This window comes from Microbispora oryzae (assembly GCF_017896165.1).
Taxonomy (GTDB): domain Bacteria; phylum Actinomycetota; class Actinomycetes; order Streptosporangiales; family Streptosporangiaceae; genus Microbispora; species Microbispora oryzae.
This window is the reverse complement of sequence record NZ_JAFCNB010000014.1, coordinates 154,210-166,433: the sequence shown is the minus strand read 5'-3', so window position 1 is coordinate 166,433 and position 12,224 is coordinate 154,210. Positions and strand designations below refer to the sequence as shown.

General features: G+C 71.4%; 12 protein-coding genes. All 12 read right to left on the bottom strand.

Annotation, left to right across the window (positions count from 1 at the left end):
- Positions 1-33 precede the first annotated feature (33 nt).
- A complete protein-coding gene (locus JOL79_RS23765; protein WP_210158109.1) occupies positions 34-1,254 on the bottom strand; it encodes a beta-ketoacyl-[acyl-carrier-protein] synthase family protein in 1,221 nt (406 codons plus the stop codon).
- Positions 1,254-1,484, bottom strand: coding sequence for an acyl carrier protein (locus tag JOL79_RS23760; RefSeq protein WP_210158108.1), 231 nt, complete (start codon positions 1,482-1,484; stop codon positions 1,254-1,256). The genes JOL79_RS23765 and JOL79_RS23760 overlap by 1 nt, the downstream gene beginning before the upstream one ends.
- A 71-nt stretch (positions 1,485-1,555) precedes the next feature.
- On the bottom strand, positions 1,556-2,584 hold the full coding sequence (locus tag JOL79_RS23755; protein WP_210158107.1) for a beta-ketoacyl-ACP synthase III: 1,029 nt from the start codon (positions 2,582-2,584) through the stop codon (positions 1,556-1,558).
- Positions 2,581-3,561 carry a hypothetical protein gene (locus tag JOL79_RS23750; protein WP_210158106.1) on the bottom strand — a complete coding sequence of 327 codons (981 nt, stop codon included), beginning with the start codon at positions 3,559-3,561 and terminating at the stop codon, positions 2,581-2,583. Before JOL79_RS23750 ends, JOL79_RS23755 begins: the two co-directional genes overlap by 4 nt.
- A 40-nt stretch (positions 3,562-3,601) precedes the next feature.
- A complete protein-coding gene (locus JOL79_RS23745; RefSeq protein ID WP_210158105.1) occupies positions 3,602-4,195 on the bottom strand; it encodes a flavin reductase family protein in 594 nt (197 codons plus the stop codon).
- Positions 4,192-4,683: a hypothetical protein gene (locus JOL79_RS23740; protein ID WP_210158104.1), complete on the bottom strand. Its 492-nt coding sequence runs from the start codon at positions 4,681-4,683 to the stop codon at positions 4,192-4,194. Before JOL79_RS23740 ends, JOL79_RS23745 begins: the two co-directional genes overlap by 4 nt.
- A gap of 45 nt (positions 4,684-4,728) precedes the next feature.
- Positions 4,729-5,214 (bottom strand): type II toxin-antitoxin system RatA family toxin, encoded by a 486-nt coding sequence (locus JOL79_RS23735; protein ID WP_210158103.1) that lies wholly within the window; start codon positions 5,212-5,214, stop codon positions 4,729-4,731.
- Positions 5,215-5,216: 2 nt separating this feature from the next.
- Positions 5,217-6,515 carry an aspartate aminotransferase family protein gene (locus tag JOL79_RS23730; RefSeq protein WP_210158102.1) on the bottom strand — a complete coding sequence of 433 codons (1,299 nt, stop codon included), beginning with the start codon at positions 6,513-6,515 and terminating at the stop codon, positions 5,217-5,219.
- 27 nt (positions 6,516-6,542) lie between these two features.
- Positions 6,543-7,685, bottom strand: a complete 1,143-nt coding sequence (locus tag JOL79_RS23725; protein ID WP_210158101.1) for an acyl-CoA dehydrogenase family protein — start codon at positions 7,683-7,685, stop codon at positions 6,543-6,545.
- Between the two features lie 65 nt (positions 7,686-7,750).
- Entirely contained in the window at positions 7,751-9,403 is a 1,653-nt protein-coding gene (locus JOL79_RS23720; protein ID WP_210158100.1) for an aldehyde dehydrogenase family protein, read from the bottom strand.
- A 196-nt stretch (positions 9,404-9,599) separates the two neighbouring features.
- Complete coding sequence (locus tag JOL79_RS23715) at positions 9,600-11,123, bottom strand: MmgE/PrpD family protein (protein WP_210158099.1); 1,524 nt, start codon at positions 11,121-11,123, stop codon at positions 9,600-9,602.
- Positions 11,116-12,090, bottom strand: coding sequence for a diacylglycerol/lipid kinase family protein (locus tag JOL79_RS23710; protein WP_210158098.1), 975 nt, complete (start codon positions 12,088-12,090; stop codon positions 11,116-11,118). The genes JOL79_RS23715 and JOL79_RS23710 overlap by 8 nt, the downstream gene beginning before the upstream one ends.
- Between the last annotated feature and the right edge of the window lie 134 nt (positions 12,091-12,224).

Below are 12,224 nucleotides of genomic sequence, written 5' to 3'. Positions count from 1 at the left end.
CGGCCGCGATCGCGCCGCGGCCGGACAAGCCCGTCACGGCCGGCTCACCAGAACGGCCGCGTTCTGGCCGCCGAACCCGAAGGACGTGCTCATGGCCAGATCGATCCGGCGTGGTGTGGCCTTGGCGGCGACCTCCACCTCGATCCGCGGGTCCGGCTCGTCCAGATTCGCCGTCGGCGGGACGAGGCCGTTCTCCACGGCGAGGACGGCGAACGCCGCCTCGACCGCGCCGGCGGCGCCGAAGAGGTGCCCGGTCACCCCCTTGGTCGAGGTGACCAGCGCCTTCTCGCCGAGGACACGCCGCAGGACCCGAGCCTCCGTCAGGTCGTTCAGCGGCGTGCCGGTGCCGTGGGCGTTGACGTGGCCGACGGCGGACGGCTCGACGCCGGCGTCGGCGAGCGCGGCACGGATCGCGCCCTCGGCGCCGCGTCCCTCGGGATCCGGGGCGGTGACGTGGTGAGCGTCCGCGGTTCCGCCGAAGCCCGCGATCCTCGCCCGGATCCGTGCGCCGCGGGCGCGCGCGTCCGCGGCGCGTTCCAGTACGAGTACGCCGGCGCCCTCCCCCGCCACGAACCCGTCCCGGTCCGCGTCGAAGGGCCGGGAGGCGCTCTGGGGATCGTGTGAACGCCGGGACAGCGCGCCCATCCGCGCGAACCCCGCCATCACCAGCGGTGTGATCATGGCCTCGCCGCCGCCGGTCAGCACGACGTCGCACCGGTCGAGCAGGAGCAGGTCGCGCGCCATCCCGATGGCGGTCGTGCCGGACGCGCAGGCCGTCGCGACGACCATGTTCGGGCCGGTCGCGCCCAGCTCGATGGAGAGCTGACCGGCGACCATGTTCGGCAGCTGCATCGGCATGAGCAGCGCCGAGATCCGTCCGGCGCCCTCGGTCAGCATCACCCGGTGCTCGTGCTCGACCGTACCGGGACCGCCGTCGGCGCACCCCAGGACCACACCCACCCGGGCGCCGTCCCACTCGTGCGGGTCCAGACCCGCGTCCGCGACGGCCTCGGCCGCCGCGACCACGGTGAACTGGACGAACGGGTCCAGCCGCCGGGCCCGGTGCGGGCCCAGCAGGCCGGTCGCGGAGAACCCCGGGACCCGGCAGGAGAAGCTCACCGGGCAGCCGGCCAGTGCCGGGTCGTGGCAGGCGGTCGGCTCGCCGGCGGTGACCCGTTCCCAGTTTGCGGTGACCCCGATGCCCGCGGGGCTCACGAGCCCCAGGCCGGTCACCGCGATGTCCGGCGCGGGCATCAGACCCTCGTGCTGCGCGATTCGACGAGGGTGACGACCGCCTCGACCGTCTCCGCCTGGAGCATCTCCTCGTCGGAGACGGCCACTCCCAGCTCCTTCTCGATGACCAGACTGAGATCGACCACGTCCAGCGAGTCCAGCTCGAGGTCCTTGAGCTTCGCCTCGGGCGTGATGGCGTTCGGGTCGAGCTGGAACTTCCGTGCGATGATCTCGCGCACCTGATTGAACATCGTGTTACCTCCGGTCGTGGTGTCACTCCGTACGGGTGACCGTTCGTCACTCGGTCGCGTCGCGCCCGGCCCTACTGCAGGGCGGGCGCCGGGAGCAGGGGCCAGGTGAGGGTGGCGGCGCCCCAGGTGGCGCCGCCGCCGAAGGCCGCGAGGAGCACACGGTCGCCGGCCGCGAGCGAACCGGCGGCCGCCTCGTCGGCCATCAGCAGCGGGATGGAGGCCGCCGCGGTGTTGCCGACTCTCTCGATGTTCGACGCCCGCCGTTCGGGCGCGATCCCGAGATCGTCGGCGACGGTGTCGCAGATCCGGGCGTTGGCCTGGTGCGGGATGAAACGGCCGACGTCGGCCGGCGCCCAGCCCGCGCGGTTCAACGCGGACCGGGCGGCGTCGGTGACGCGCTCGACCGCGTGCCGGTAGACCTCCCGGCCGCGCATCCGGAAGAAGTGCTCCTCCGGCGGCGCCGGCCGGCCGGTCGAGCGCTGCTGCGAGCCGCCCGCCGGGATGGTGATCAGGTCGGCGAGCCCGCCGTCGCTGCCGAGCACGATCGGGCCGATCGCACCGTGTTCGCCGGCCTCGCCCGCTCGCAGCACCACCGCGCCGGCGCCGTCACCGAAGATGACGGCGGTGTGCCGATCGGCGGGATCGATGATGGTGGTGAATGCCTCCGCACCGATCAGCAGCACCCGCTTGGCGATCCCGGCGACGATCTGGCCGACGGCGTCGGCCAGACCGTACAGGAAGCCGGTGCAGACCGCCGAGACGTCGTGCGCGGCCACTCCGGTCAGCCCCAGGCGCGACGCGACCAGAGGCGCGGTCGCGGGGCAGAGCCGTTCGGGTGTGGTGGTGGCGACGATGACCGAGTCGACGTCGACGCCGCCGGCGGATTTCAGGGCCAGCCCGCCGGCCTCCACCGCGAGGGCCGCGGTGGCCGTGCCGGGGTCGACGACGTGACGTGAGCGGATCCCGGTACGGCTGCGGATCCACTCGTCCGAGGTGTCGAGCACCTGAGCGAGGTCGTCGTTGGTGACCACGCGCGGCGGCACCCACCCGCCCAGACCGGTGATCACCGCGGCCCGGCCGGGCGACGGAACCGGGTTCATCCCGCCAGCCCCAACACGGGGAGGGCGTCGGCCAGGCCCATGTACTTCAGGCGGACCACCGCCATCTCGTCCGTCCAGCGTTCGGCGGTGGCGTAGCGCTCCTCCGGCGTCGTGTCGAGCATGCGCCGTCCGGGCCAGATCTCGTAGTCGCCGATCAGGCCGGCGTACTGACGCATGCCCTCCTGGAACAGGTTCTCCCGGTGGAGGATGTACTTCTCCTCGGGCAGCTCGTCCCAGAGCCTCCGGCCGCGATCGAGGATCTCCAGCAGCCGGTCGCGGTAGCCGGGGTTCCTCTCCAGGTGGTCCTTGATGATCGAGCTGCCGACGGAGAGATGCCGGATCTCGTCGATCGACGCCCCGCGCGCGATCTCGCTCGCGGCCGGGTCCAGTGGGTGCCACTTGCGCTCGCTGAGCTCGGCGGCCGGGGCCAGCACACCCTCGATGACGATCGTGAAGATCGCCACCCCGCCGATGTAGTCGCCCTCGTCGCGTACGGTGCGGGTGGCGAACTCCTCCACCGGTTCGAGGATCTCCTTGGTGTAGTCGGCCGACATCTCGTCCACGGCCTCGACCAGGCCCGTGGCCGGCAGGCCGAGCTCCACCAGGTGCCTGCGGAAGACCATCGAGTGGCGGGCCTCGTCCACGAGCTGCGTCGCGTAGAACTCCATGCCGGAGATGTCCGGCGCCTGGGCGACGTAGTGGGCCAGGATCCGGGTCGCCTTCTCCTCGGCGACCGAGCGGTAGCCGAGCTCCAGCACGAGCGCGTCACGCAGGGGTCCGGGCCTGAGCATGTGCTCCGGCGTCGGCACATCGGGGGCGTGGCCGGTTTCTGCCCGGCCGCGCAGCGTGCCCTGGGCGACGGCGCCGAGCCAGTACGCGAGGTCGCACCGCTCGGCGGTCAGGTTCAGGTTCATGGCGCCGTCGAGCAACGTCGGCGCCTGCTCCCAGTCCGCTTCGCGCGGAACTGTCTGCGTCATCGAGCGTCTCCTCCTGTTCTGTCGGTGGGACTGCCAAGACCTAGAGGGCCGATCCGCTCACGCTCCGGCGACTCGCGTCGGCGAGCCGGCGTGGGACCGAATCGGCCAGTTCGACCTGATGGAGCCGCCCGCCGAAGTTGAGCAGCGGCTCGCCCTCGCGGGCGGCGCCGTCCACCACCTCGGCGAGCAGCAACTCGTGGTCGCCCGCGTCGACGGTGGCGACGAGGCGGCAGCTCAGCCACGCCAGCGCCCCGTCGATCAGCGGCGCGCCGCTGAACAGGTCGGGCTTCCACTCCACCCGGTCGAACTGCTCCGGCCCGCGGGGACGGCTCGGGTCGGCGAACCAGCGAGCCGTCGCCGCCTGAGCGGTGTTCAAGATGTTGATCGCGAAGTCTCGGCGGCGCTTGAGCAGGCCGAGCCCCACCGAGTCGTGCACCAGGCAGAGCCCGACGAGCAACGGATCACGCGAGACCGCCGTCAGGGAGCTCACCGTGGTCCCGTGCATGGTCACACCGGTCCGTACGCTCAGCACCCCGACGCCCGAGGCGATCCGCCGCAGCGCCGCGCGGCAGACGGCGCCGCAGTTCTCGGGCTCCCCGGAGCCGGCGGCGTCCCCGGAGTCCCGGGCGTTCATCCCGATGCCCCCGATCGCATGGCCGCGGCCCCCGGCACCGGCCGGTTCTCGCCCTGGATCGTCGCGAGGAGCTGCCGGTACGCCGGCTGGGCGACCGGCTCGAACGGCAGATCGAACGGCTTGAGGAAATTGCCGAACAGCCCGCGGTCGCCGAACAGATGGAACGGGATCACCAGCAGTGCCCACTCGGGCCCGATCAGCCACATCCACAGGCCGGCGACCGCCGTCTGCGTGATCAGGCTGTGCATCGTGTTGTACAGGACGTAGTAGACCTTCGATATCCGCTTCGTCTTGCTGCGGTGGAAGGCGATGGCGCCCGGGATGTAGCCGATGAGATCGATGTAGAGGAACAGGCCGATCGCCGGCAGCCACCGGATCTCGTGCCAGTGCCAGACGATGAGGGCGGTGCTGATCCCGAATCCGACCAGGTACTCGGACCGGTGCAGGCGGTAGGTGTTCGGTGTCTCGAACGGGTTCTTCTGGTCCATGGCTGTCCTTCGTCGTGGCTGTCCTTCGTCGTGGCTGTCCTTCGTCTAGGCGGAGACGGCCGGAGCGGCGGCGGCCACCGTCACCCCGTCGGCCAGCTGGGTGCCGTCGAACATGCCGACGACGACCCACGCCACGGTCTCCTTGATCACGCGTTCGGCGATCGGGTCGAGGATTCCTTCGAGGCTCTGGATGCCGAAGTCGAAGTCGGCTTCGAAGTGCAGGTCGCAGCCGTCCGGCCGGCGGCGCAGCGCCCAGTGGCCGGAGAAGGTGTCGAAGTCGCCGTCGTCCTGTTCGAACTCGATCCGCAGCTCGTCGCGGAGGAACCGTTCTTCCTCCGTCCAGCGCAGCAGACCGCTGCGGAAGTGCAGTTCCCAGCTCGACCGGCCGGTCGGCTCGGGCGCCGTCCGGTGCACGGTCGTCGACTGCACATGGGGGGCCAGCTCGGGGTACCGCTCGAACCGGATGACGCCGTCGAACACGGCCTCGGGCTCCACACCCGGAACGAAGGCGTTGAGTTCCACCCGTCGCATGATCAGTGACCGCCTTCCGGCATTCGGGCGCGCTTGTCCACCAGGTCACGGGTGGCGCGCTCAACGGATTCGAGAAAGAAGTCGACGTCGGAGTCGGTGAGGACGGCGGGCGGGGTGAACCGCACGACGGAGCTGCCGTTCATCGAGTGGTTACCGACCACGCCGTGGTTGAACAGCTCGATCAGGAACTCACCGGCGAGACCGGCCTCGACCAGCTCGACACCGATCATCAGTCCCTGACCGCGCACCGACACGACGAGGTCGGGGATGCGGTCCGTGACGATGCGTTCGACCTCGGGCAGCAGCCGCGCGCCGAGGTCGCGGGCGCGGGCGACCAGATCCTCCTCCTTGATGGCCCTGATCGCGCCCTGGACCGCCGCCATCAGGACCGGCGCGCCGGAGAAAGTCCCGGTGTGCAGGTACGGGTCCTTGTCGAATGGTTTGAAGGCCTTCCGGCCGGCCACCGCCGCGGAGACGGGCAGGACGCCGCCCCCGAGCGCCTTGCCGACGAGCAGCACGTCGGGCACCACACCGGCCAGGTCGGCCCCCCACCAGTGGCCCAGCCGGCCCATGCCGGTCTGCACCTCGTCGAGGACGAAGAACGCGCCGTGCTCACGGCACAGCGCCGCGGCGCGCCGCAGGTAGTCCGGTGGGGGGATGTTGACGCCGCCTTCGCCCTGGACCGGCTCGACGATGAAGCAGACCTCCCCCGGGTGCTCGGAGAGCTCCTGTTCCAACGCGTCGGCGTCTCCGTACTCAAGGTGCCGTACGTCCGGGAGCAGCGGCTGGAACGGCGTGCGGTACACCTCCTTGCCGCTGGCCGTCAGGGCACCGAGCGTCTTGCCGTGGTAACCCTGGCGTGTCGCGACGATGCGGTGCTTGCCGTGGGCGCGGGCCAGCTTCAGCCCCGTCTCAACCGCCTCCGCTCCGGACAGGGCGAAGTGCACCCGGTCCAGCCCGGGAGGCGCGACGGACACCAGCGCCTCGGCGGCGCGGCCCACCGTCGGCTCCAGCAGGATGCGGGTGGCGATGGGGTGCCGGTTGAGCTGGTCGAGCACGGCCTCCATCACGATGGGGTGGCGGGCCCCCATGATGAAGACGCCGTATCCCCCGCAGTTGAGGAACCGCTCGCCGTCGCTCGTCCGCAGCCAGGCGCCGGACGACTCCACCTCCATGTGGCTGCCGAAGAGTTCGGCGAGGGTGGCGCGGCCCTTGCTCAGATGGGCGCGGTAGAGGTTGAGGATGTGCGATTCGGCGTCCGGGGCGCCGGCCCGTACAGCCGAGGGTTCGGTCATGGTCATGGCAACTCGCTCCTTCCGGCAGGCGGGTCAGGACAGGATCAGCGGTCCGCCCTTGAAGTGCGTGAGCAGCGCCTCCGCCGCGCTTGACCGCGACGGCGGATGGAAGGCCAGCGGGCGTGTCGCCGCCGCCAGATACGCCACGTCCGAGGAGGAGATGAACGACATTCCCCCGAGCAGCTCGACGGCGAGGTCGACGGCCGAGGACGTCGCCTCCTGGGCGGCGTAACGCGCGACGAGCACCGCGGCGACGGCCTCGTCTCCCCCGACGCCGTCGATCACCGCGCGGGCCACTCCCTCGACACCGGCGATAGCCGACTCCAGCCGCACGGCGACGGCCGCCTGGTCGGTCACACTGCCCCGGCCCCGCCGCAGCATCCGGTCGACCAGCGCGCTCGCCGCGCCCAGGTAGACCGAGGTGATCAACATTTCGAACCAGACGAAACCGGCGGTCTGCAGGTCGTCCAGTCGCTGCGGGTCGTCGGGGACCGTACGGACGACCAGGCCTTCGGGCACGTGGACGTCCGTCAGCCGCACCTCGTCGCTCTCCGCGCCGGGCAGGACGAACGTCGACCAGAACGGGTGCACCGAGATGCCCGGCGAGCCGGCCGGGATCAGCAGTACCGCGAGTTCTGGCTCGCCGCCGGGGCCCGGCAGGGCCACACTCGCCGTCAGCAGGTCCATCGATCGGGCCAGGCTGCACGGCTTCTTGCCGCCGCTCACCCGGTAGCCGCCCTCGTGGTCGGCCCGCGCCGTCACGGCCGGCGTCAGGATGTTGGCGTCGGGCCGGCCCTCCGCCCAGCCCGAGGCCATGAGCAGGCCGTCGGGCGCGACCCGGTCCAGCAGCGCGATCTGCTCGGGCGTCAGCCGACCGGCCGCCGCGGCGAGTGCGTACAGCATCGCCGTGGTGAAGTGGTGCATGGTGACGGCGGCCCCCAGCGAGGGCGAATAGGACGAGATCGCCCGCATGACTCGCACGGCCTCGATCGCGTTCGCGCCGGCGCCGCCCCGTTCGGCGGGGGCCAGGAGTCCGGCTCCGTTGTGCGCGCGGAACGTCTTGATCGTGCTGCCTCCGGGCACCTCGTGAGCGGCCAGCGGCGTCGCGGCGAGCGCGTCGCACAGGCCGGGATGGAACTTCTCGCAGGTCGCTCGCGCGACGTCGAGTGATCGCATGCGCACTTACCTCCGGGGCGCGGGGATGGGGATCGGGCAGGAGCGGCCGGACACCGGACGCCGCCTCACCGCCCGAACACGGCGATTCTGGGCCGGATGCCGGAGCAACTGCTGACCCCCTGGATGTGAGAGGTCTTGAGCATCGGGTAGTTGGCCTCACCGAAGGCCCCGCCGGTCAGGCCGGTGCCGCCGTGACTGGGCAGGTACGGCAGGAACCCGATGTGCGAGTCGTTCACCTTGAACAGCCCGCCGTTGTGCAGCCGTGAGACGAACCAGTCGGTCACGTCCGGTGAGGAGGTCCACAGCGAGTTGCGCAGGCCGTACATGTTGCCGTTCATGAACTCCACGAACCGGCCGAGCAGCACGTCGTCGGGGGCGTCCTCGGCGACGACGCACGGGATCAGCGGGAAGAACGTCTCGTGCGCGACGACGTCGAAGCGCCGCGCGCCGGCGAGCCCGTCGACCCGCACGACCGTGGGTTCGAGGAAGACACCGGTATCCGACGGTGTGCCGTCCAGCTCCATACGCCGGCCGCCGCACACCAGCGTCGCGCCCTCTCCAATGGCCTGGTCGAGCAGCGTGAAGAACTTCTCACTGCGGCGCACCGGAGACAGCAGCACGCCGTCGTCGTCCGGGTAGCCGGGACGGATGGTCGTCACCTGCTTCCTGACCAGGGCGAGCAGATCGTCGGCGATGGCCGGATGCGCCAGCACATAGTTCGGCACCATGCAGATCTGGCCGGAGCCGTAGAAGCACTCCGTGATCGCCTCGGCTGCCATATCCAGGTCGGCGTCCCGCCAGACGACGAGCCCGTCGTTGCCGGCGAGTTCGAGGATCGGCTTCTTGCCCCGTGCGACGCACTCCCGCTCGAATCGCAGCCCCTCCTCACTGCCCCCGAAGTACATGATGTCGTTGACCTTGGGGTGGGCCAGCCAGCGGTCGATCGTCTGCTGCGGTTTGCCGCAGATGACGTTCACCGTGCCGGGCGGTGCGCCGATCTCACGCAGCATCGGGGCGATCAGCTCCCGCACGGTGTACATCGTGCTCAGCGCGATGCTGCGCGGCGCGCGCACCACGACCGCGTTGCCGGCCATGAGCGCGAGCACCGCGAGGGCGGCGCTCGGCGCGGGGGCGTTCTGCGGCGGATTGATGCACACCACGCCGTCCGGGCTGCGGCGTACGACGAGCCGCCGCGGGCCGTGCTGGAACTCGGCGTACATCTGCTGCTCGTACCAACCGCAGCTTTCCTCGCTGTATACCTGTTCGAGGCAGGAGAGCTCCCATTCGGCGAGCATTCGCGGGTGGGCCTCGGCCATCAGCAGCGACAGAAACGTCTCCCGATGGTTCCGCAACCGCTCGCGGAACATCGCCCCCAGCCGCAGCCGGGTCTTCAGCGGGACACTCGCCCATTCGGGTGCCGCGGCCGCCGCGGCGTCCACCGCGGCGTCGACGTCCTCGCCGGAGGCGACCGCGCAGCGCCCCACGACGTAAGGGTGCAGCGCCGTCGGCGACTCCGGGTTCTGCTCCAGCGTCCGCTTGACGCTCACGCTGGTGAAGACGTCCTCCAGCAGGGATCGGGCACTGACCGTGTAGACCCACCCGCCCCCGCCGACGTCCCGGTCGGCGATGTAGTTGTCGTAACTGCGGACCGCGGGCCGGTCCGGTGACTCGACCCGATTCGCCGGGCTCGACGCTTCCAATTCTCCAGTAAAGGCCACGCGACTCGCTCCTCGCACAGAGCACAACCGGCTCTTATAGGGAAGACAGCAAAATAGTGGCAGGGTCACCTGACAAAGCGCTGACGAATTTCTGACTTTAAAAGAAGGTGAATATCGACCTAATAAGGAAAGCGCGGATCGCCGGATGGCTCGATATGTGTCGTCTGATATGGAGGCGCGTCTGGTGTGCGGCCGGTCAGCGCAGCGCCTCGGCGAGCAGCCGTCTGAGGCGCTCCGCCGGCAGTTCGGCGAGCTCGCCCAGCTCGCCGGCGACGGCGAGGTCGCCGCCCTGGGCGAGGAACTTCTCAGACACCAGCTCCCGATGCCGGCGGCGGGTGTCCGGGCCCGCCGAGCCGATCGGGATGTCGCGCTCCCGGCTGAACGTCCGGCCGTCGGCGAGCCGTACGACGACCCGGGCGGGCGTCGCCTTGCTCGCGGAGGTGAAGTCGGGTGGACCGCCGTCACCCGGCGGTGCCAGGGCGGCGATCTCGTCACCGGCGAAGTCGCGCAGCCAGGGAAGCCCGCGTTCGCCCGCCTGCCGGAGCGCCGCGCCGAACGGCGCCACCGAACCGAGCAGCGCGGAGGTCATCCGCGGATCGTGCACCAGCCGGATCCGGTCGGCCAGTGCCCACCGCACCGGGTCCCGCATCGCCGGCAGGTCGAAGTCCTCGACAGTCAGATCGCCGGTGAGCAGAGCGGTGGCCACCGGGTAAGCGGTCGACAGCAGCAGGGCGCTGATCGGAGTGCGAGGGCCGGCCAGATATCGAGCCGCCTGGCGGCCGGCGAACAACGTGTAGGCCGACGCCGCGACCTCCACCTCCGCGATGGGCGCGCCGCCGAGCAGCGGGTGCAGTTCCAGGGCGCAGTCGACGGCGGCGTCGATCCCGGGACCGCCCGGACGCACCTTGAACGACAGGGTCTCGGTGTGCCAGTGCCGCCCCAGCCCCGCGGTGATCACCTCGGGTAGCGGCGTCGTGGCGAACCGGGCGAGGAATCCATTCGCGTGTTCCATGATGTCCGGCATGCCGGTCAGACCCGCGGCCGCGGCGTCGCAGGCGTCCATCGCCGAGCGCACCGGCGCCAGCACGTGTACGAGCTTGGCGTCGCCGCCCAGGAACGCGTGCATCACCGGCCACGGAGGGGAGGCGAACGCCAGGCCGAACGCGTCGGCCCACCTGGCCGCCGGCGCGCGCTCGACGCTCAACCGGCCGGCGACCGCGCCGGCGAGGTGAGTGTGCAGTGCGCTCTGACCGCGCAGCGGGCCGAGGGTGGCGGCCGCGGTGATCCGGGCGGCACACTCGTTCGCGGCGATCACAGCCGTGAGCAGCGCGCGGCCGTCATGGCGCCCGGCGTGCGCGTATGCCAGCGGCACCGCGACCGTGGAGGGAGCGAGGTGCCCCGCGTACGCCGTGTCGTCCAGGTTGAGCCAGGAGCCGAGCATCGCCAGCACGCCGGCGGAACGGCGCGGGTCGGGCTGCAGGGGCGGGCCGAAGGCACGGACCAGCTTGGCCCCGGCGCTGTGCCGCAGTCCCGCGCGGATGGCCGCGAGCTGGGCGATGACCTGGCTGGTCGCCAGGGCGACGACCCGCTCCGGCACGTGGTCGAGCCGGAGCCCGGCGGCCCAGGCGGTCAACGTCGTGACCAGCGGCGCCGGCTCTGATCCGGACTTCTCTCCCGCACGCGCGCGCGCCGCGGGGGACCCGGGGAGGCGCTCAGCCAACGGGACGGTCCCCCCGGCAGACCGTCGGCAGCACGCCGGGCATGATCTCGAGTGTCACGGCCGGATGCTCGCGTGGGAGCAGTTCGCCGTCGTGTTCGAACCACATCGGTTCGCCGCCGATGTCGCTGACGGTGATCCGTCTGCCGCGAGCGTAGACCACACCGGGCCGATCCAGGTGGCCGCCGTCGCGTGTCAGTTCCGGAACGTCCTGCGGGTCCGTCTCCGCTCCGATGACGCAGACGTCAAGGAGGCCGTCGTCAAGGAACGAGTGTGGCAGCACCTGATACTGCCCGCCCCGGTAACGGCCGCCTCCGATGTTCGCCAGGACGGTGGGGCCCTCGTGCACGACGGCGCCATCGACCTCGACACGCCCGAGATACGGCCGAAACACGGCGGCGGCCTGCGCCAGCGCGGCCCGGTATCGCGGCCGGCCAGTCAGCGGGATGTCGCGGGCGAACACCAGAGCCTGCGCGATCAGACCGGAACACGCGCCCAGCAGAACCAGCGCGCCGGTCTCGGTCAGGCGGCACAGGTCGAGCATCCGGATCTCGGGCTCGGGCCCGCCAACGGTGCCGGCCAGTGCGTCGAGAGCGTCCCGCCAGGGCAGGTCGCCCCACTGGGCGAGGTAGTTGGAGTTGCCGGTCCCCGCGGGAACGACCATCAACGCCGGACGCTCGGCCGGGTCCGCCGGCCCCGCGGCGGCCAGGCCTTCGACGACCTCCCGCACCGTGCCGTCGCCGCCGACCGCGAAGATCAGGCCGGGCCGGTCGTGGGCGCCGGAGCGACTGGCCGCGGCCCGCGCGACCGCGGTGGCGTCGCCCGGCCCGGTGGTCCGGTGGACCTCGACGCCCGGCAGAAACCTCGCACACCGATCGATCAGTTCCGGCACGAGCCGGAATGAGTCGGTTCCGGCCTTCGGGTTAGCGATGATCAATGCGGGTGTCCGGCGAACGTGTCCCAGCAACATCACAGGTCTTCTTCCGTCATGTTCGTCGCGGCGGGCGAAGGCGCGCGTCCCGGGCCCGCACCGGCGGCCCGGCCAGGAAGTCCGCTGCTCACGACCCCATGCCGCCCGTCCCACCGGCCGACCGGCACGGCCGC